Genomic DNA, 19,585 nt, shown 5'->3' with positions numbered 1-19,585 from the left:
CCGTATCAAACGATACGGGTTTTTATTTCATAATAAGATTGCCTTACTTACTTTTTTTTTTCTTTTTAAAATAGAATTTATATTGTAAGTACTGGTAAGCGTCTCTTGGTAATACTTTAATCCACTTTTTGTATTGAACAAACCATTTAAAACGGATAGAGTTCACGCCTTTTGTTAAATAAGCAGCTATAAAAGGATGTACATTTAAAGTAATATCTTTATAGTTTTTACCACTATTTATAAGGCGTTCAAGTTCTGCTTCTATTTTATCTAATAAGACAATAGGAGCTTCCACTTCTCCATTTTTATTTGGATTAGGTTCACGCGTTTTTATCTCTAATTCAGGTCGTACACGTTGTCTTGTAATTTGTACTAAACCAAATTTACTTGGAGGTAAAATTTTGTGTTTAGTACGATCTAAAGCCATCGCGTCTTTTAAGTGTTGATATAATTTCTGTCTGTTTTCAGCAGACTTCATATCTATAAAGTCAACAACTATAATTCCGCCCATATCTCGTAACTGTAACTGACGAGCAATTTCACTGGCTGCAATTAAATTGACTTCTAAAGCAGTTTCTTCTTGGTTTAAGGATTTGTTAGAACGGTTACCGCTATTTACATCTATAACGTGTAAAGCTTCGGTATGTTCAATAACTAAATAAGCTCCTTTGCTCATTGAAACTGTTTTACCAAACGATGTTTTAATTTGACGCTCTATTCCATACTTTTCAAAAATAGGGACTTCAGAACGGTGAAGCTTTACAATGTTTTCCTTTTCAGGATATATCTCTTGTAAATACTCTTTAATTTCAACTTTTAAAGTTTCATCGTTGGTTACAATGCTTGTAAAAGAATCATTCATTACATCTCTCAAAATAGAGGATGCTCTGTTTAACTCACTTAATATTTTGGTTGGAGTGTTGTTGTTAGCAATGCGTTTACACATTGTTTTCCAACGGTCAAGTGAGTTTTGTAAATCTTTGTCAAGTTCTGCTACCTTTTTACCTTCGGCAACAGTACGTAAAATAAGACCAAACCCTTTGGGTCTGATACTTTTTGCTAATTTTTTTAAACGCTCCTTTTCTTTCGGATCTACTATTTTTTGCGATACCGATATACGGTTAGAAAAAGGAACTAAAACTAAAAACCTACCTGCAATAGAAAGTTCCGAACTAATACGCGGACCTTTGGTAGATATAGGTTCTTTTACAATTTGTACTAATAAATTTTGACCTGATTTTAGTACATCGTTAATACTTCCGTCTTTGTTAATATCTTCTTCAAAGCGAAAGTTTTTTAAAGTGAACTCTTTGTAATTACCTGTGCTTACTTTCTTAATGAATTTGTTTAAAGATTGTACTTGCGGACCTAAGTCGTGATAGTGTAAAAAACCATCTTTAGGATATCCAACATTTACAAAAGCGGCATTTAAACCAGTCATCACTTTTCCTATTTTAGCAAGAAAAATATCACCGACTGAAAAATTATTGTCGCTTGTTTCTTTGTTTAACTCAATAAGTTTACCATCTCTTAGTAAGGCGAAATCAATATCAGAAGAATTGGAACGAATTATTAATTCTGTTTTCATTCTGAATATGGTTTTGTGCCGACGTAAAATTTACGAAGACGGATTAAAATTTGTAAACAGGTATATTATTTATACCATTTTAAGGTGTTAAAACCTTAATTTCAATGAACGTAGCTTATAAAAGCAACGAAAAAGTAAGCTACTGCTTACTTTTTCTTATGACGATTTGCTCTTGCTCTTTTCTTTCTTTTGTGTGTAGAGATCTTAGCTCTCTTTCTTTTTTTACCACTTGGCATAGTTAAAATGTTTTGTAAAACCTTTGTAGGAAAGGCTTTGGGTTAATACTTTTTAAATTATTTTACGGCTACTTTAGTTTTTACACCTTCAGTAAATACCTTAGAAGGTTTAAAAGCAGGTATGTTGTGTGCAGGAATCTTAATGGTGGTATTTTTAGAAATGTTTCTACCAGTTTTTTCTGCTCTAGTTTTAATAATAAAACTACCGAAACCTCTTAAATATACATTATCTCCATTCTCTAATGCATCTTTTACTTCGTCCATAAATGCTTCAACAGTCGCCAAAACATCTGCTTTTTCAATTCCACTCTTATCTGAAATTTTAGATACGATATCTGCTTTTGTCATTCTATATATTTTTTTGAAATTACTTTTTGAATTTTTGAGGGTGCAAATATATGATAATTAATCTATTCCGAAAAAAATAAGAATAAAAATATCTAAATAAAATATGTTAATTTTGCTGGCACAATTTACATAAATGTCTTTATCTAAACAATTAATTTTCTGGTATTTACAAAACAAAAGAGAACTTCCTTGGCGAAAAACTAAAGATCCGTATCGTGTTTGGTTAAGTGAAATTATGTTACAACAAACCCGTGTTGCGCAAGGCTTACCGTATTTTTTAAAGTTTACTAAAGCTTTCCCAACAGTGTTTGATTTAGCAAAAGCTGAAGAAATTGAAGTGTTAAAATTATGGCAAGGTTTGGGTTACTACTCAAGAGCAAGAAATTTACATTTTACTGCTAAATATATTTCAGAAGAATTGAATGGTGTGTTTCCTAAAACCTATAAAGAATTATTACAATTAAAAGGAGTAGGAGATTATACCGCTTCAGCAATTGCATCTATTTGTTATGATGAACCTGTTGCGGTTGTTGATGGTAATGTTTATAGAGTTTTATCTCGTTATTTTGGAATAACTACACCAATTAATTCTACCAAAGGAATTAAAGAGTTTAAAGAGTTAGCACAAACTGTAATTGATGTAACACAACCAGGAGTGTACAATCAAGCTATTATGGATTTTGGTGCTTTACATTGCAAGCCCCAAAATCCGTTGTGTGGTGAATGCCCGTTGGCTGAAAGTTGTGTAGCGCAGGGAAATAACAGTGTAAAAGAACTTCCTGTAAAGGAGAAGAAAGTAAAAATTAAGAAACGTTATTTTAATTATTTGGTTCCAGTTACAGAGGATGATCAAACAGTGTTAAAGGAACGTGTAGGTAAAGGAATTTGGCAAGGACTGTATCAATTTCCACTTGTGGAAACTAAAAAGGAAACAGATAAAAAAGAATTGATAGAACATAATCAGTTTGTAAAATTGTTTCCTGAAAAAACTACCATATCACTTTTTAATAAAGAAGATATTGTTCACAAATTGTCACACCAGCATTTAATTACGAAGTTTTGGGTAGTAAAAACTACGAATGTTAGTGAAAAAACAATGAGTTGGTCAAAAGTAAAAGAGCAGCCTGTGCCTGTGCTTATTGATAAGTTTTTGGAGGAATATTTAAACGAGGAATCCTAATTTTTGTATATTTGATTTTATACTAAACTATAATGCTATGGCAGGAACAATAAACAAGGTTATTTTGATAGGACATTTAGGAGATGAGGTTAAAATGCACTATTTTGAAGGAGGAAACTCAATAGGTCGTTTTCCATTAGCTACTAATGAAACCTATACCAATCGTCAAACCGGAGAAAAGGTAACCAATGTTGAATGGCATAATATTGTAGTGCGTAATAAACTGGCTGAAATCTGTGAGAAATATTTAACCAAAGGAGATCGTGTGTATTGCGAAGGTCGTATAAAAACACGTCAGTATGAAGTAGATGGGCAAAAACGTTATGCTACTGAAATTCATGTGCAAGACATGACTTTTTTATCGACTAAAAAAGACTCAAATAATCCACAACCCAGTGCACAACCAATGCAAGGAAAACCTACACCGCCAAGTGTAGGTCCTGAAGAAGATGACGATTTACCATTTTAGTATAATTAAATTTTAAAAATTGGATCCAGAACCCGAACCTTTATTTTTATTATTATCAAGTTTTGATTGGTTAACGACCGTTAACCTTTTGCTTTTACTACTTTTATTGATTTGTTCTGCATTGGTTTCAGGAACTGAAGTAGCATTTTTTTCAATCTCTCAAACTGAGTTAGATGAGCTGTCATCAAATTCGAAAGAAGAAAATACAGTAGTAAAACTATTAGATGATCCCAAAAAATTATTAGGTACAATTTTAATTACCAATAATTTCATTAATATTCTTATTGTACTGTTATTTGCAAATATTGGCAAGGTATTGTTTACGGGGTTAGATTATGAGCTGGATTTTTATTTTTTCAATGTTTCTGTACTTTTTTTGATTGAAATTGTACTGATTACTTTTTTAATTCTATTGTTTGGAGAAGTATTACCAAAAGTATATGCAAGCAGAAAATCATTGCAGTTTGCTGAAATGATGGCAAAGCCAATTCAGGTTTTAAACACTCTATTAACTCCGTTAAGTTCTCCGCTTATCAAGTTAACTAGCGTTATAGAAAATAGATTAGGAAACAAAAACAACAACCTTTCAGTTGAGCGTTTATCACAAGCGTTAGAGCTAACTTCAGATGATGCTACAACCAAAGAAGAACAAAAAATTTTAGAAGGGATTGTAAGTTTTGGAAATACCGAAACAGTGCAAATTATGAAACCTCGAACTGATGTTTGTGCCATTTCAGAAGATGCAAGTTATGGAGAGGTACTACAAATGATTTTAAAGAACGGTTATTCAAGAAATCCTGTATATCGTGAAAATATGGATACCATTGTTGGGGTCTTGTATGCAAAAGATTTATTGGAACATTTGAATAAGAAGACGTTTAAATGGCAAAACCTATTAAGAGAAGCGTTCTTTGTGCCTGAAAACAAAAAGTTAGATGATTTATTAATTGAGTTTCAAGAAAAGAAAAAACACCTAGCCATTGTGGTTGATGAATACGGAGGAACAAGTGGGATCGTAACCTTAGAAGATGTTATCGAAGAAATTGTAGGTGATATTAATGACGAATTTGATGATGAAGACTTGATCTATTCGAAACTTGATGAAAATAATTATATTTTTGAAGGAAAAATAACCATCAAAGATTTTTGCCGTGTCTTAGATGATGAAGATGAAGAGAAATTTGAAGAGGCCAAAGGAGAAAGTGAAACCTTAGCAGGTTTTATTTTAGAAGTCTCAGGAAAGTTTCCTAAAAAAGGCGAAAAAATAAACTTCAGTAATTATACGTTTACTATTGAAGCGTTGGCTAAAAAACGTATAAAACAAGTAAAAGTTACCCGAAATGCGTAAATTCTTTTTGCTGGCATCAGCAATATTTTTGATAAGTTGTAGTGAAGAAACCTTACCTAAACCTAAAGCATATTTAAGTTTAGAGTATCCTAGTAAAAGGTACAGCAAAATGCCACTTCAAAAGCCATATTCTTTTGAAACAACTCAAATAACTCAATCTAAAAACTTACCAAAAAACTGGATGAAGGTTGAGTATCCGACCTTAAAAGCTTCGGTTGATATTACGTATCGTCCAATTGAAGGAAATTTAAGAGAGTTGTTAATGGAGTCGGAAAAATTAGTGTTTGAACATGCTATAAAAGCAGATCAAATTACCGCACCTGTAGAATATGTAAACCCAAATACGAAAGTTTATGGGAGTTTATATCAAATTTTAGGGAATGCTGCATCACAAGTGCAGTTTCATGCAACAGATAGCTCTAAACACTTTTTAAAAGGGTCTTTATTCTTTTATACTAAACCAAATTATGATTCTATTTTACCAGCAGTTGAATACATCAAAAAAGATATGATTCATATGATGGAAACGCTTGAATGGAAAGATTAAGCTATTGAATCGTTACTTTCCTACTCTGTAACCACAAATAAAATTGTAATCCGAATAAAATAGCACCTGATAATAAGTGTACAGCTTGTGTTCCTAATGGGAATTCTGCATAGTACATTAAAATACCTGTAATCGTTTCTAAAAAGATTAAAAAGACTACCCAGTTTACCAGTTTATATCCTAAATTCTTTACTTGATTTAAGTAAAATAATCCCAAATTTACCAATACAATTGCTATGGTAAACGAGCGATGAATGTAAAATTTAAGGTTAGGATCCATTAAGCTGTAGTGCTTGTTTTCAAATCCGTGTAATTTTACTTGTTCGTCAATAAATTGGCGTACTTGTGTTCCTAAAGCAATTTGAATTAAAGAAAATACAGCTGAAATAATAACTAGCTTGCTAAATAATGAATTGTATTTGTAAGATGCTTTTTTACGATCAGAAACGATGTAAAGTAGCCATAATAACAGGGCTATAATTACCAAACCACCAACCATGTGAATGGTGATAATTGTAGGTTTTAGGTTTGAGTCTACCACCGTTTTTCCAAGCCACGCTTCAAAGAGCATTAAAAAGAAAGCTCCGAATGATAAAAGTGTGATTAGCTTTTTTTCCTTCCAAAATTTAACAGAAACAAAAATTAAAAATAGAAACGGAATTCCAGCCAAAGCAGAGCTTAATCGGTTGATGTACTCCGTCCAAGTATGGAATTTGTTAAACTTAGCGTAATCGTGTTTGGTGTACTTTTCCCAGTTGTTAGCATTAAATTCCTCCGTGGTTTTAATGTTATGACCCGCAACAAATAACGCTTCATCTTTTACGATAATCATTCCTTTTTTGTACTCGTAATTAGGTTGCCAAGTAATTTCTTCTTCAGAAGTTGGCGGAATGTAATATCCGAAACACTTTGGCCAATCAGGACAGCCCATTCCAGAACCTGTCATACGAACAACAGAGCCAGCTAAAAAAATAATATATACCGCAATTAACGAGATTTTTACAATGAGAGGAAAATGTTTCTTCATCTGATAAAAAGTTTTAGCAAAGATACTTAAAAGCCATAAAAAAAGCTCCTAAATTAGGAGCTTTCAATATTGTTTAAAATAAGCAAATTATGCTTTTTTTGTTTCGGTACAACATGCCTTCTCACAATTTGTAGCACAAGCAGTTTTTTCAGTTTCTGTTTTTGTACAGCACTCTTTTTTACAATCGTCACCACAAGCTTTTTTATCAGCATCTTTTTTTGCGCAACATGCCATAGTGCAATCAGCCTTACAAGCTTTCTCATCTGCTTTTTTAGTAGTTTCAGCAGCTTTGTACATATCACCGCTACCAATTCCTTCAACAAAGGCAATTAATTCAGCTTTGTTAGTTTTGTTAGCATCGTATTTTATAGTTGCAATACTATCGTTAAATACAACGTTAGCTTCTAAAACTCCATCCTTTTTATTTAAATCAGAAGCTATTTTTCTAGCGCATCCTATTTCACAAGTCATTCCTGAAATGTTTAATGAAAGTTCTTGTGGATTAGCTTCTGCTACTGTTTCAGTTTTTTGTTCTTGAGCTTCTTCTTTTTTAGCTTCACTTTTACAAGCAATCATTGTTAAACTTACAAAAGCAGTAACAAAAAATATTTTTAAAAATTTCATCATTTTTATCTATTGAATTATTCTGCAAATTTATCAATAAAATCAAAATTAAAAATATAAATAGACGACTTTTGTGTTTAAAATACTTGATAATGAATAAGCAACAGCAAAAATGGTTGTTTTTAATTGTGCTTTCGCTAGTTTGGGGAAGCTCTTTTATTTTGATGAAAAAGGCCTTGATAGGATTAACTCCAATTCAGGTAGGTGCTTTACGAATGTTAATTACAGCATTTTTTTTATTGTTAGTTGGGTTTAAGAGTTTAAAAAGAATTCAAAAAAAACACTGGAAGTATGTGATAATTACGGCTGGTTTAGGAACTTTTTTTCCTGTATTTCTATTCGCATTTGCAATACAGGGAATAGATAGCTCAATAGCTGCTATTTTAAATTCGCTTACCCCTTTTAACACTTTTGTTTTTGGAGCATTAGTTTTTGGGTTTTCTTTTAAAAAGAAACAATTAGTTGGAATTTTAATAGGTTTAATAGGTACTTTAATTTTAATTTTAAAAGGAGCAGAGTTAAATCCTAACCAAAATTACTGGTATGCATTATTAGTAGTAGTTGCGTCAATAGGTTATGCTTTTAACGTTAATACAATAAAAAAATACTTATTTGATTTGGATGCTTTAGCAATAACAGTTGGACATTTTGTAGTGCTTACTGTTCCAGCATTTATCGTTTTAGCGTTTTCTGGCTTTTTTTCAACTTTTGCAATAACAGCAGAAACAACTTCTGCATTGGGTTATGTAGCAATATTAGCTGTTGTAGGTACAGGAGTAGCAAAAGTGTTATTTAATAAAATGGTGCATTTATCATCTCCTGTTTTTGCAGCTTCTGTAACATATTTAATTCCAGCAGTTGCTGTAATGTGGGGAATTATTGATGGAGAAAAATTAAGTTTAATTCAGTTGTTAGCGGGAGGAATTATTCTGCTTGGAGTTTGGTTGGTAAATAAAGCAAGATAATTTTAAAAATGACTTAAATAAAAAGAGCCAAAATATTATATTTTGGCTCTTTTTTTAGTTTTTATAGATTTAAGTCTAACTATTATTTAAAATCAGCGTCAGAAACCCCTTCATTAATTTTAATTTCTTTCGTGATGAACTCAAAAGTCATTGGTCCATTCTTTTGAATCATTTTATGAGGGAATTTAATTCCATTTACTTCTTTGTAATCTGAAAAAACAACAGGTACTTTCATTTCTCCTTGTGGTCCTTTAGCGGTTTTAACCTCTTTAACCTTTAACCCAGATTTTACATCATAAAAGATTTCTTTTTTACCATGTTTAATCACATAAGCATTGTTTCCGTCTATAGGCTCAATTCTGTCCAAAGTGCCTGTTTTATAAGCTTTGTCAGCAAAAGGAGCAGCAGTGTTTTTAACTTCTTCTAAATCTTCACCTGTCATTTCTTTTTTCTGACCTTGAACTTCTTGATATCCTTTAGTTCCGTCAAAAATTACTTTTTGCATTACGTTGCCCATCATAGAAACAACTACAGAAGATCTATTAGGAGTAGCGCTTTTTTGGACTAAACTTAATTGCATTCCTTGAACTTTTGCTTCAGAAGAAATCATTAAAGAATTCACGTTTCCTACTTTATCTAATCCTCCAATAGCCTTAAAGTAATTGTTAATAACTGAACTTGCTGTAGTTCCTTCAGGAATAGGTAAGCTCATTTCAGGTTTTTTAGTAGGGTTAGCATACGCATCAAAATAATTTATTTTATATTCTGATGTTTTTTCTAAGTTCTTTAAAACATCAATTCCTTTACCTGTAATAATTATACGAGCTTTATCTCCTCTGAAATGTTTAATTGCTGCGTTTTGTACATCGTCTAAAGTAACAGAGTTGATATTTTCTAAATATTTTTCATAAAAATTGTTTGGCAAATTATAACGAGCAATATTTAATGCAAAATTCGCTGCTACAGATGGTTTTTGAACATTACGTACAAAACTACCTATATATTCAGCTTTTGAATTTTTTAATTCTTCAGGTGTTACTTTTTGATAACGAATTTTATTAATTTCTTTTTGAATTTCTACAACAGCACTATCTGTAACTATATTTCTTACAGCTGCACTTGCTTTAAAAACACCAGCATTTTTATTTTTATCTTGTGAAAGATTCGAATAAGACCCGTATGTATAGCCTTTATCTTCACGTAAGTTCATGAATAAACGAGCAGTACCACCGCCTCCTAAAATATTATTTGCTAATAGAGCTGCGTAATAATCTTTATCACCTAATGTTAAATCAACTGTGTTAATTACAGCTACTTGAGATTGTACTGCATTTGGCATGTTTATAAAATTAATTTCAGTAGTTTCAACATTGGTAGGTACATTGTAGCTAGTGGTAGGTATGGTTCCTTTTTTCCAATCGCTGAATAAATTCTTAACTAATTTTTTAGTCTCATTAGGGTTAATATCTCCAACTATTACAAGGTATGCGTTATTTGGCTTGTAGTAGGTGTTATAATTGTTTTTTGCATCTTGTAGTGTAATATTTTTAATACTTTCTTTAGTTATGAACTCGCCATACGGATGATTTTTACCATATACTAAAGCATCTTCAACCCTTCTAGCAACAGCTTCTACACTTTTTTCGTTAGATTTAATTCCTTCTAAAGTACGTTCAATTACTTTATCAAACTCCTCTTGTGTAAATTTAGGGTTTTTAACCCCGTCAGCCATTAAGCCTAAAACCTCTCCAAAGTACTTTGTTAATGATCTTACTGAGGCTCCATTACTTCTAAAAGAAACATTTGCTCCAAGGTAATCAACCCTTTCATTAAACTCATCTTTAGGTATATTTGTTGTGCCGTTACCTAGCATTTCTCCCATAACCTGAGAAACACCTGTTTTATCACCTTCTAAATAAATAGGGTTATCAATTGTTAATGAAGCAGAAACCCTTGGTAATTTATGGTTTTCAACCATAATTACTTGTAAACCATTGTTTAATTTGAATTTTTCGGCTTTCCCTAACTTAATTTTAGGAGCTGGCCCTGGCTTTGGTTGTACACTTCTATCTATTTGAGCATTTACAGCAAAAGACATGCTTACAACTGCTAATGCTGCTATTATTATTTTTTTCATATTGAATGTCTTATTACTGAATTATTTTTTTGATTCTGGTAAATATTCCATTACCAAACGTTGGTTAGTGTTTAAGTATTTTTTTGCTACGTCTCTAATTTCCTCACGTGTAATTGACCTGTAAATATCAATTTCAGTATTTATTAAATTAGTATCACCATACAATACATTGTAGCGAGCTAATGAATTAGCAATACCTTCTACACTTGAGTTTGCATTCACAAAGTTGTTTTCAAATTTATTTTGTAGCTTTTGATAATCTTTTTCTGAAATTAAATTTGTTTGAAGTTTTACGACCTCTTCATCAATTTCTTTTACTAAACTTTGTAAAGAGTTATTTCCTAGCGGAAGTGCAAATAAAATATAGGTCCCATAATCTTCTTGACTTAGGTTTATTGCACCAGCCTGTAAAGCCATTTTTTTAGTATCAACTAATTTTTTATAAAGTACAGAGCTTTTTCCACCACTTAAGTAAGTAGAAATCATATCTAACACTCTAGCATCTCTGGTTTTCATAGAAGGAGTTCTATAAGCAGCCATAATTGCAGGTATTTGAATGTTAGGGTCGTAAGCTTTGGCAAAAAACTCTTTTGTAATAGGGTCTTCTTTCGGAAAATTTCTTACTATATCTTTACCTCTAGGTATAGGCTCAAAATAATCTTTTATAAGTCGTTTGGCTTCTTTAACCTCAAAATCTCCAGCAACTACCAAAGTAGCATTATTAGGAACGTAGTATTTTTTGTTAAATGCTAAAAACTCTTCTAAGGTAGCGGCATCTAAGTGTTCCATTTTACCTATAGTAGTTCCCTTATATGGATGTTTTTTAAACATGTTTTTCTTAACATTTTCTAAAAAACGAGAGTAAGGTTGGTTATCTACACGTAAGCGCTTCTCTTCTTTCACAACCTCATTTTGTGTATCTACACCTTCTTGACTTATAATAGGATGTAATAAACGTTCAGACTCCATCCATAAGCCTAATTCTAAATTATTAGAAGGAAAAACCTCGTAATAATAAGTTCTATCATCGGTAGTGTTAGCATTATTAGTACCTCCATTAGAAGAAACTATTTTAAACCACTCTCCTTTTTTTATGTTTTTTGTACCCTCAAATAATAAATGCTCAAAAAAATGAGCCATTCCTGTCCTATTTGGTTGCTCATCTTTCGCGCCTACATGGTACATAACAGATGTTGTTACTACTGGTGCTGTATTATCTTGATGTAAAATAACATGCATTCCATTGCTTAAATCATACTCTTCAAAATCAACTTTTTGAGCATACGTAAAATGAAATGCTATAAAAGCTGAAGCTAGAGTGATAACTCTTTTTCTCATTGATTAAAGTTTAATTTTTAATATTTTCGTGTATGGGACGTGAAGTTATAGTAATTGTTACATTCAAAACAATAAAAATTAAACTTTTTTATCTTAAAAGAGTAATTTTCTGAGTAATACATTTTTTTTTGAAGTAAAAAATGTATATTTGCACCCGCATTTTTATTAAGAAAGTGTGAATAAAGTATAAACGCAAAACAAATAGTATGTACGCAATCGTAGAGATAGCAGGGCAGCAATTTAAAGTAGCAAAAGACCAAAAAGTATACGTACACCGTTTACCAGAAGCAGAAGGATCAAAAGTAACTTTTGATAATGTAATGCTTATTGAAGATAAAGGAAACGTAACTATTGGCGCCCCAGCTATAGAAGGTGCAGGAGTAACTGCAAAGATTTTAGGTCACTTAAAAGGTGATAAGGTAATCGTTTTCAAAAAGAAAAGAAGAAAAGGTTACAAAAAGAAAAATGGACACAGACAGTATTTAACTGAAATCCAAATCGAAGGAATTTCTGCATCAGGAGTTAAAAAGGCAGCAGCTAAAAAAGAAACTCCTAAAACAGAGGTTAAAGAAGAATCGACAGATTTAAGTTCAATGACTGTTGCAGAATTAAAAGCTTTAGCTAAAGAAAAAGGTATTTCAGGATACACTTCTTTAAAGAAAGCAGAATTAATTGAAGCATTAAGTAAATAATTAACTTTAAAAACTTACAAAGATGGCTCATAAGAAAGGTGTCGGTAGTTCGAAGAACGGTCGTGAATCAGAATCGAAACGATTAGGAGTAAAGATTTTTGGAGGACAAGCTGCAATTGCAGGTAACATTATTGTTCGTCAAAGAGGAACTCAACACAATCCAGGTGAAAACGTTTACATGGGTAAAGATCATACTTTACACGCTAAAGTTGATGGTGTTGTAAAATTCCAAAAGAAAAGAGATAACAAATCATACGTTTCTGTAACTCCATTCGAGGCTTAAGAAACTAACTGATTAGATAAGATAAAAGCTCAACTAGAAATAGTTGAGCTTTTTTTGTATATAAACCGAACATTAAAATTTATACAAAAAAAACACCGCTCGTTAAAGCGGTGTTTCATAACTTAATATCATTATTGATTAATCCCCCAATTTATCAATATGATTCCCCTTGTGTATTACACTACAAATATCAGAGGAAAAAAGATGTTTTTAGGGAGTAGATGTATAAATGGTTTGTTTTTTTGTGTAAATGGTAATTATTTCATGATACTATAGCTCTTTAGTTATGGTTTAAATAAAGCGTTATCTATATATTTTATTTTTAAGATATTATCTATTACATTTGGTACAAATGTACACACAATGTTAAGAGCTGTAATAGTTGATGACGAGCCCAAAGCAATACAAGGGTTGTCTTGGGAGTTGTCAAATTTTCATGAAGATATAGAAATTATCGAAACATTTACCGAAGCAGAAAAAGCAATTAAATATATTAATGAAAATGATATTGATTGCCTTTTTTTAGATATTGAAATGCCTACGATGGATGGTTTTCAGTTGTTAGAAAAACTAGATAACAAAGATTTTGCTATTATAATTACCACTGCATATAATGAATATGCTATTAAAGCATTAAAAAACCAAGCAATAGACTATCTTCTAAAACCAATTGATTCAGATGATTTAGAAGAAACTATAGGTAGAATAAAGCTTCACCATAAGAAGTATAACAATACAGAAAAGGTGGAAAAAATATTATCTAGCTTCAATAAAAAATTTAATAGAAGAAAAATTACGATAAACACCGATGGAAAACTGGTTTTTTTATCGGAAGACGAAATTCTGTTTGTAGAATCTGACGGAAATTATTCAACCATACATACTTCAGGAAATAAAAATATTGTAGTAACAAAGAAGTTAAAAGAGATTAATTCGTTATTGCCTGAAGATCATTTTTTTAGAATACACAATTCATATGTTATTAACCTAAATAAGATTAAAGAGTTTTTAAAGTCAGATGGGTATGTAGTGTTAGAAAACAACCATAAAATTCCTGTATCTCGTCAGAGAAAATCTAATTTCTTAGAAAAATTTTAGGTTTAAATGAAGCAATTAGTAATAATTTCTTTTCTTTTTTATACAATTTTTTCTAGTTATGCTCAAAATGATGGAAAAAGTAAAGATAGTCTCATCCATACGGCAGTAAATAAAAAAATTGATAATTATTACGAGCTGTACCGTTTTTTTGAAAGAGGTAGATTTGATAGCGAAGAGATCGATTTACTCTTTAAAGAAAGCAGAAAAAACAATTATAGTCTAGGAGAAGTTTATGCGTATAACTTATTAGGAAGAAGTTTTAGAAATAATTCCTTTTTTGATAAATCTATAGCAAATCACTTAAAAGCTTTAGAACTTGCAAGAGAAATAAACGATGTAAATGCAGAGATTGTTACTCTTAATCAAATAGGAGTGGTTTATAGGCGCCAAGACAAGGTTAGAAGTGCTCTTAACTACCATCAAATGGCATTAGAGCTAGCAGATAAAATTGAGCGGCCAGATATAGATACTAAAATAAGTATTAGTATTTCTAACAACAGTATCGGTAACATCTACTTAGCCTTAAAACAATATCAGTTAGCATTAGAAAAGTTTAAAAAATCTATTTTAATACAAAGTAGAACGGGAGATAAAAGAGGACTTGCAATAAATCATCAGAATATAGGATTTGCGTTTAAGAATTTAGGAGATATTGATGTAGCATTAGAACATTATCAAAAATCGTTGGCGTATAACTTAGAAATTAAATCAGATTTAGGAAAAGTAATATGCCACAAAAGTATAGGTGATGTTTTATTAATGCAAGGAAAATATGAAGAGGCTTATAATTATGTAAATGAAGTTGTTCCTGTTTCTGAGGAAATAGGAAATCAGTATTATACCTCAGAGATCTTTGCAACTTTAGGATACATCCAATTAAAATTAGATAGTTTAGGTAAGGCAAAAGTGAACCTCGAAAAAGCATTAGAAATTGCAAAAAAGCATGAAATTCCTTCAGGAATAAACAAGTCTAACCTGTATTTATCTGAATTTTATGAAGAAAAAGGAGATTTTAAAAATGCATATGATTTTTATAAAAAAGCAATAGAAGGAGAACGAAAAACTTTCAATGACAAAAATATTTCTTACGTAAACAACCTTATTAATAAATATGATAATGAGGTAAGTAGAAATAAAATTAAAAGCTTAGCAAAAGAAAATGAGATTGCTAAACTTAAATTACTTCGAAACAGAAATGTTTTAATCATTGCCTTAGTTTCTATAGCGTTATTAGGGGTATTGTTGTATTCTATGTACAGACAACGTTTGTTAAATAACGACAAAAAAATATTGAAACTAGAGCAGGAAGCATTGAGAATTCAAATGAATCCACATTTTGTTTTTAATGCCTTAAATTCAATAAAGTTGTATGTTATTAACAACGAACAAAAGAATGCGGTACACTACTTAAACAAGTTTTCAAAGTTAATTCGAAGTATTTTAGAATCTTCATCTGTAAAGGAGGTAACATTAAGTGAAGAACTAAAAACAATGAATTTATATATGAGTATTGAAAATATTCGACTATCTAACGAAGTAAACTATATAGAAAAAGTAGATGAAGGTGTAAATATTGAAAGAATAAAAGTTCCACCACTTATATTGCAACCTTTCTTAGAAAATTCTATTTGGCATGGACTTTCATCTAAGAAAGGAAAAAAAGAAGTTTCGTTGTCAGTTACCAAAATATCAGACGAATTTATACAAATTGATATTGTAGATAATGGAATTGGTAGGGACGCGGCTATGAAAATTAGAAAAAACAAATCGTTGAATAGAAGGTCGATAGGTATAGATTTGACTAAAGAACGATTACGAAACTTTGCCAACGAGTACGCCAATAATTATTCATTAATTTATACAGATATAATTGATGAACAAGGAAACCCTAAAGGCACCAAAGTTTCGTTGAGAATACCAATACTTTAAAAATCAAATCGTAACTGTACCCAAACAGGTTCAGTTTTCTCAGTATTTAAATTACTAAAAGAGATGCCTAATAATCTAACAGAGTTATTAAGTGTATCTTGGTATAACAGCTCTTTTACGATAGGATAGAACTCTTTTTTTAGCTGAAGATAATGATTGGTAGTTTTGCTGCGGGTTTGTTGTGTAAAATCACTGTATTTGATTTTTAAAGTAACTGTTTTTCCTTTGGTATTCGATTTTTTCATGCGGCGTTCCAACTCATCAGCGATTTTATCAAGACGTTCTAACATAAAAACCTCTGAAGATAGATTTTCTCTAAAAGTAGTTTCGGCAGCAATTGATTTTCGAATACGATTAGGTTTTACTACTGAATTATGAATCCCTCGAACAATATGGTAATAATGTACGCCAGATTTCCCAAACAGTTTAGAAAGTTCTTCCAGTGATTTCTGTTTTAAATCCAATCCCGTAAAAATACCTAGATTGTGCATTTTAGCGGCTGTAACTTTTCCTACACCATAAAACTTATTTACAGGTAATTGTTCTAGAAACTCTAGAACTTCTTCAGGGTTGATAGTTTTTTGTCCATTGGGTTTGTTAATATCGGAAGCTACTTTGGCAATAAATTTATTAATAGATATTCCCGCGGATGCTCGTAACTCTAATTCATCCCAAATTCGCTGACGAATTTCTTGAGCAATCATACTAGCTGAGGGATTCCCCTTTTTATTTTCAGTAACATCTAAATAAGCTTCGTCCAACGATAGAGGTTCAACCAAATCGGTATAATCGTAAAATATCTTCCTGATTTTAGAGGATATTTCTTTGTAGCGATCAAATCTAGGAGGTACAAAGATGATGTGTGGACATTTTTGTTTTGCCAACACACCACTCATGGCAGAACGAACTCCAAATTTTCTAGCTTCGTAACTGGCAGCAGAAACCACACCTCGTATCTCACTACCACCCACAGCAACTGGTTTTCCTCTTAGTTCAGGATTATCCAATTGCTCAACAGATGCATAAAAAGCATCCATATCTACATGAATAATTTTACGAAAAGGAGGTTGTAATTCCATTCTGTAAAAATAACAAAAGCCCTCGTAAGAGAGCTTTTTGTTAGTCTTGATTCTTTTCTCTAAAACTATACTTGTTTTACTTCAATAATTTTCACCGGACACGCTTTTTTAGCTTCATGAGAAGGCTCAAAAATACTATCATCGTGTGATTTTATGGTAAAGAAACCTTTCTTTTCTGTAGAATACAATAAAACTGATTTTCCGTCTTTCTTCGACATTTGAAATTGTGCTGGAGCTAACTCCACGCAATAATTACAGCCAATACACTTGTTTCTTTGTAACGTAATTACAACCATTAGTTTTTAGCAAATTCAGTTTTTACAATTTTGTATAACTTGTCTGATGGGCGAATTCTGAAATCTAATTTCATAGTAACTTCATCACCCTTGGTAGCAGTTTGTGCTTCCTTATCATTTACAAACATACTTTTTAATTCCATTTCTTGCGCACCAGTTGTTGGTCCTGTAATTAAAATAGTGTCGCCCACAGCTAAATCATACGCTTCAATCTTAAACTCTCCAACTTCTGCTTTTGAAAAATAGTGCATTCCTTTTCCTAAGTATACTTTCTTTTGAGTAGCGTGCGAACCAGGTTCTTTACTCCACTCACCTAATTTTTGTCCCAAGTAATACCCGTTCCAAAAACCACGATTGTATACTTTTTCAAGCTCTTGCATCCAGCTAATTACCTTTTCTTTATCGTAAGTTCCGTTGTATAAACTGTCGATGGCATCGCGATAACACTTGATAACTTTGGCTACATATTCAGGAGCACGACCACGACCTTCAATCTTCAATACTTTAATTCCTGCATCGGCAACCTGGTCTAAGAAATCAATAGTACATAAATCTTTTGGAGACATGATGTACTCATTATCTAATTCCATTTCAAAACCAGATTCTTGATCAATCACTGTATATTTTTTACGGCAATTTTGTTTGCAAGCACCTCTGTTTGCTGATGAGTTGTGTGAATGCAAGCTCATGTAACATTTTCCAGAAACCGCCATACAAAGTGCTCCGTGACCAAAAATTTCAATTTCTAACAAACGACCAGAAGGTCCTTTGATTTCTTCTTTTTCAATCTGTTCAGTAATCTTTTTTACTTGACGTAAACTCAATTCTCTACTCAATACCACAGTGTCAGCAAACATGGCATAAAACTTAACCGTTTCTATATTGGTAATGTTAATTTGAGTAGAAATGTGAACCTCCATACCTTCAGCCCTAGCCATGGCAATTACAGCTTGATCCATTGCAATTACCGCAGTAATATTAGCTTCTTTGGCTCTTTTGATTAAAGTTTTTACAATCGATAAATCATGATCATAAACAATCGTATTTAAAGTCAAATAGGTACGAACATTTTTTTCTGAACATCTACGTGATATTTCTTCTAAATCATCTAAGGTAAAGTTGATAGATGCTCGAGCGCGCATATTTAATTGCTCTACACCAAAATATATAGAATCACATCCATTATCTAAAGCTGCTTGTAACGATTCAAAATTACCAGCAGGAGCCATTAACTCAATCTTTTGCATTACTTTTTAAATTTTAAAGCTTCTGAACGCCCTTTTTTAAATATTTTATTGCTTGCGTGTTTTCCTTTACGCAATTCTTTTTGTTCTTCGTAAGGTAAGTGAATGATGTCTTGACACTCAGGAGAACAGGTGTTTTCCATTTTTTCAGCACATTCATCACATTGAATGAATAATAAGTGACAACCTTCGTTAGCACAATTGGTATGTGTGTCGCAAGGTTTTCCACATTGGTGGCAATTGGCAATTACATCATCAGAAATTTTTTCAGATCTTCGGTGATCAAAAACAAAATTCTTGCCTAAAAACTTGTTTTCTAAACCTTCTGATTTTACCTGACGAGTGTATTCAATAATTCCACCTTCAAGTTGGAAAACATTTTTAAAGCCTTTATGTTTGTAGTAGGCAGAGGCTTTTTCACATCGAATTCCACCTGTACAATACATTAATAAGTTTTTATCTTCTTTATGGTCTTTTAAATCTTCTTCAATAATGTCTAAAGAGTCTCTAAACGTATCAACATCTGGAGTTACTGCACCTTCAAAATGCCCAATTTCACTTTCGTAATGGTTACGCATATCTACACAAACCGTATTTGGATCTGCTAACATTTCGTTAAATTCTTTTGCATTTAAATGAACTCCTTTGTTAGTAACGTCAAAAGTGTCATCGTTTAATCCGTCAGCTACGATTTTATCACGAACCTTTACTTTTAATTTTAAAAATGATTTATTGTCGTGTTCAACAGCTACATTTAAACGAATTCCCTCTAAAAAAGAAATGCTGTCTAATTGTTTTTTTAAAGCGTTGAAATTTTCAGCAGGAACAGAAATTTGAGCATTGATTCCTTCATAAGAAACATAGGTTCTTCCTAATACTTCTAGCTCATTCCATTCTAGGAATAGTTTATTTCTAAATAGGGTTGGATTTTCTATCTTGTAATATCGATAGAAAGAAATAGTAATACGGTCTTTACCCGCTTCGTCTATTAATTTAGCGCGTTCTTCTGCGCTTAACTTGTTGTACAGTTGCATGCTATACCTTTTAAGTTAAACAATATTTTATTGATTTTGCATAAAATCGGTGCAAATGTACTGATTTTTTGCATTTTACTCGGTAATTGAGCCTTAAACATTTAAAATTGTAATTATATTTAC

At 31.6% G+C, this 19,585-nt stretch carries 19 protein-coding genes; 9 read left to right on the top strand and 10 right to left on the bottom strand.

Features of this window, described 5'->3' with window-relative positions; translation table 11 throughout:
• Nucleotides 1-43 precede the first annotated feature (43 nt).
• Nucleotides 44-1,588, bottom strand: coding sequence for a ribonuclease E/G (locus Q0663_RS00810; protein ID WP_299004862.1), 1,545 nt, complete (start codon nucleotides 1,586-1,588; stop codon nucleotides 44-46).
• A gap of 293 nt (nucleotides 1,589-1,881) precedes the next feature.
• Nucleotides 1,882-2,172, bottom strand: a complete 291-nt coding sequence (locus Q0663_RS00805) for an HU family DNA-binding protein (RefSeq protein ID WP_028891679.1) — start codon at nucleotides 2,170-2,172, stop codon at nucleotides 1,882-1,884.
• A 133-nt stretch (nucleotides 2,173-2,305) separates the two neighbouring features.
• Between Q0663_RS00805 and mutY the strand changes: the two genes are divergently transcribed.
• From mutY to gldD, 4 genes are read left to right on the top strand one after another with little or no spacing between them, the layout of a single operon-like run.
• Nucleotides 2,306-3,352 (top strand): A/G-specific adenine glycosylase, encoded by a 1,047-nt coding sequence (gene mutY, locus Q0663_RS00800; RefSeq protein WP_299004853.1) that lies wholly within the window; start codon nucleotides 2,306-2,308, stop codon nucleotides 3,350-3,352.
• A gap of 37 nt (nucleotides 3,353-3,389) precedes the next feature.
• Nucleotides 3,390-3,821 carry a single-stranded DNA-binding protein gene (locus tag Q0663_RS00795; protein WP_299004850.1) on the top strand — a complete coding sequence of 144 codons (432 nt, stop codon included), beginning with the start codon at nucleotides 3,390-3,392 and terminating at the stop codon, nucleotides 3,819-3,821.
• 19 nt (nucleotides 3,822-3,840) lie between these two features.
• The gene (gene gldE / locus Q0663_RS00790) at nucleotides 3,841-5,169 is read left to right on the top strand and encodes a gliding motility-associated protein GldE (RefSeq protein ID WP_299004847.1); all 1,329 of its coding nucleotides are present in this window, start codon (nucleotides 3,841-3,843) and stop codon (nucleotides 5,167-5,169) included.
• A complete protein-coding gene (gene gldD, locus Q0663_RS00785; protein WP_299004844.1) occupies nucleotides 5,162-5,716 on the top strand; it encodes a gliding motility lipoprotein GldD in 555 nt (184 codons plus the stop codon). The genes gldE and gldD overlap by 8 nt, the downstream gene beginning before the upstream one ends.
• A 1-nt stretch (nucleotide 5,717) precedes the next feature.
• Here the strand turns inward: gldD and Q0663_RS00780 are convergent, their stop codons facing one another.
• Nucleotides 5,718-6,743, bottom strand: coding sequence for a COX15/CtaA family protein (locus Q0663_RS00780; protein WP_299004841.1), 1,026 nt, complete (start codon nucleotides 6,741-6,743; stop codon nucleotides 5,718-5,720).
• Between the two features lie 87 nt (nucleotides 6,744-6,830).
• The gene (locus tag Q0663_RS00775) at nucleotides 6,831-7,370 is read right to left on the bottom strand and encodes a cation transporter (protein WP_299004838.1); all 540 of its coding nucleotides are present in this window, start codon (nucleotides 7,368-7,370) and stop codon (nucleotides 6,831-6,833) included.
• Between the two features lie 89 nt (nucleotides 7,371-7,459).
• On the opposite strand from Q0663_RS00775, the gene Q0663_RS00770 reads away from it, so the two are divergent.
• The gene (locus Q0663_RS00770) at nucleotides 7,460-8,332 is read left to right on the top strand and encodes an EamA family transporter (protein ID WP_299004834.1); all 873 of its coding nucleotides are present in this window, start codon (nucleotides 7,460-7,462) and stop codon (nucleotides 8,330-8,332) included.
• Nucleotides 8,333-8,414: 82 nt separating this feature from the next.
• Here the strand turns inward: Q0663_RS00770 and Q0663_RS00765 are convergent, their stop codons facing one another.
• Both Q0663_RS00765 and Q0663_RS00760 read right to left on the bottom strand, forming a co-directional pair.
• Nucleotides 8,415-10,469: an insulinase family protein gene (locus Q0663_RS00765; protein WP_299004831.1), complete on the bottom strand. Its 2,055-nt coding sequence runs from the start codon at nucleotides 10,467-10,469 to the stop codon at nucleotides 8,415-8,417.
• A gap of 21 nt (nucleotides 10,470-10,490) precedes the next feature.
• Nucleotides 10,491-11,807: a pitrilysin family protein gene (locus Q0663_RS00760; RefSeq protein WP_299004828.1), complete on the bottom strand. Its 1,317-nt coding sequence runs from the start codon at nucleotides 11,805-11,807 to the stop codon at nucleotides 10,491-10,493.
• A 206-nt stretch (nucleotides 11,808-12,013) separates the two neighbouring features.
• Here Q0663_RS00760 and rplU point away from each other — a divergent pair, with 206 nt between their 5' ends.
• The 4 genes from rplU (at nucleotide 12,014) to Q0663_RS00740 (ending at nucleotide 15,809) form a co-directional block, all read left to right on the top strand.
• A complete protein-coding gene (gene rplU, locus Q0663_RS00755) occupies nucleotides 12,014-12,499 on the top strand; it encodes a 50S ribosomal protein L21 (protein ID WP_047787976.1) in 486 nt (161 codons plus the stop codon).
• A 22-nt stretch (nucleotides 12,500-12,521) separates the two neighbouring features.
• Nucleotides 12,522-12,782 carry a 50S ribosomal protein L27 gene (rpmA, locus tag Q0663_RS00750; protein ID WP_028891690.1) on the top strand — a complete coding sequence of 87 codons (261 nt, stop codon included), beginning with the start codon at nucleotides 12,522-12,524 and terminating at the stop codon, nucleotides 12,780-12,782.
• A 363-nt stretch (nucleotides 12,783-13,145) separates the two neighbouring features.
• On the top strand, nucleotides 13,146-13,880 hold the full coding sequence (locus Q0663_RS00745) for a LytTR family DNA-binding domain-containing protein (protein ID WP_299004819.1): 735 nt from the start codon (nucleotides 13,146-13,148) through the stop codon (nucleotides 13,878-13,880).
• A 6-nt stretch (nucleotides 13,881-13,886) separates the two neighbouring features.
• Entirely contained in the window at nucleotides 13,887-15,809 is a 1,923-nt protein-coding gene (locus Q0663_RS00740; protein ID WP_299004816.1) for a tetratricopeptide repeat protein, read from the top strand.
• On the opposite strand, the gene dinB is transcribed toward Q0663_RS00740, so the two are convergent.
• From dinB to Q0663_RS00720, 4 genes are all read right to left on the bottom strand, one after another.
• Entirely contained in the window at nucleotides 15,806-16,888 is a 1,083-nt protein-coding gene (gene dinB / locus Q0663_RS00735) for a DNA polymerase IV (RefSeq protein ID WP_299004813.1), read from the bottom strand. The two genes, Q0663_RS00740 and dinB, sit on opposite strands and share 4 nt — an antisense overlap.
• A 65-nt stretch (nucleotides 16,889-16,953) precedes the next feature.
• The gene (locus tag Q0663_RS00730) at nucleotides 16,954-17,184 is read right to left on the bottom strand and encodes a ferredoxin (protein WP_299004810.1); all 231 of its coding nucleotides are present in this window, start codon (nucleotides 17,182-17,184) and stop codon (nucleotides 16,954-16,956) included.
• Nucleotides 17,184-18,431 carry a peptidase U32 family protein gene (locus Q0663_RS00725; protein ID WP_299004807.1) on the bottom strand — a complete coding sequence of 416 codons (1,248 nt, stop codon included), beginning with the start codon at nucleotides 18,429-18,431 and terminating at the stop codon, nucleotides 17,184-17,186. The genes Q0663_RS00730 and Q0663_RS00725 overlap by 1 nt, the downstream gene beginning before the upstream one ends.
• Entirely contained in the window at nucleotides 18,431-19,462 is a 1,032-nt protein-coding gene (locus Q0663_RS00720) for a rhodanese-related sulfurtransferase (protein ID WP_299004805.1), read from the bottom strand. Before Q0663_RS00720 ends, Q0663_RS00725 begins: the two co-directional genes overlap by 1 nt.
• Nucleotides 19,463-19,585 lie beyond the last annotated feature (123 nt).

The sequence above is a fragment of the uncultured Tenacibaculum sp. genome, assembly GCF_947504135.1.
Lineage (GTDB): Bacteria > Bacteroidota > Bacteroidia > Flavobacteriales > Flavobacteriaceae > Polaribacter.
This window is presented reverse-complemented; position numbering and strand designations above follow the sequence as displayed.

What these genes read in the sequence shown, in the direction of transcription:
- mutY (WP_299004853.1), top strand. Translation starts at nt 2,306, where the DNA reads ATGTCTTTATCTAAACAATTAATTTTCTGGTATTTACAAAACAAAAGA.
- Q0663_RS00730 (WP_299004810.1), bottom strand. Translation starts at nt 17,184, where the DNA reads ATGGTTGTAATTACGTTACAAAGAAACAAGTGTATTGGCTGTAATTAT.
- Q0663_RS00760 (WP_299004828.1), bottom strand. Translation starts at nt 11,807, where the DNA reads ATGAGAAAAAGAGTTATCACTCTAGCTTCAGCTTTTATAGCATTTCAT.
- Q0663_RS00770 (WP_299004834.1), top strand. Translation starts at nt 7,460, where the DNA reads ATGAATAAGCAACAGCAAAAATGGTTGTTTTTAATTGTGCTTTCGCTA.
- Q0663_RS00810 (WP_299004862.1), bottom strand. Translation starts at nt 1,588, where the DNA reads ATGAAAACAGAATTAATAATTCGTTCCAATTCTTCTGATATTGATTTC.
- Q0663_RS00795 (WP_299004850.1), top strand. Translation starts at nt 3,390, where the DNA reads ATGGCAGGAACAATAAACAAGGTTATTTTGATAGGACATTTAGGAGAT.
- Q0663_RS00780 (WP_299004841.1), bottom strand. Translation starts at nt 6,743, where the DNA reads ATGAAGAAACATTTTCCTCTCATTGTAAAAATCTCGTTAATTGCGGTA.
- Q0663_RS00765 (WP_299004831.1), bottom strand. Translation starts at nt 10,469, where the DNA reads ATGAAAAAAATAATAATAGCAGCATTAGCAGTTGTAAGCATGTCTTTT.
- Q0663_RS00775 (WP_299004838.1), bottom strand. Translation starts at nt 7,370, where the DNA reads ATGATGAAATTTTTAAAAATATTTTTTGTTACTGCTTTTGTAAGTTTA.
- dinB (WP_299004813.1), bottom strand. Translation starts at nt 16,888, where the DNA reads ATGGAATTACAACCTCCTTTTCGTAAAATTATTCATGTAGATATGGAT.
- gldD (WP_299004844.1), top strand. Translation starts at nt 5,162, where the DNA reads ATGCGTAAATTCTTTTTGCTGGCATCAGCAATATTTTTGATAAGTTGT.
- rpmA (WP_028891690.1), top strand. Translation starts at nt 12,522, where the DNA reads ATGGCTCATAAGAAAGGTGTCGGTAGTTCGAAGAACGGTCGTGAATCA.
- Q0663_RS00720 (WP_299004805.1), bottom strand. Translation starts at nt 19,462, where the DNA reads ATGCAACTGTACAACAAGTTAAGCGCAGAAGAACGCGCTAAATTAATA.
- Q0663_RS00725 (WP_299004807.1), bottom strand. Translation starts at nt 18,431, where the DNA reads ATGCAAAAGATTGAGTTAATGGCTCCTGCTGGTAATTTTGAATCGTTA.
- Q0663_RS00740 (WP_299004816.1), top strand. Translation starts at nt 13,887, where the DNA reads ATGAAGCAATTAGTAATAATTTCTTTTCTTTTTTATACAATTTTTTCT.
- Q0663_RS00745 (WP_299004819.1), top strand. Translation starts at nt 13,146, where the DNA reads ATGTTAAGAGCTGTAATAGTTGATGACGAGCCCAAAGCAATACAAGGG.
- Q0663_RS00805 (WP_028891679.1), bottom strand. Translation starts at nt 2,172, where the DNA reads ATGACAAAAGCAGATATCGTATCTAAAATTTCAGATAAGAGTGGAATT.
- rplU (WP_047787976.1), top strand. Translation starts at nt 12,014, where the DNA reads ATGTACGCAATCGTAGAGATAGCAGGGCAGCAATTTAAAGTAGCAAAA.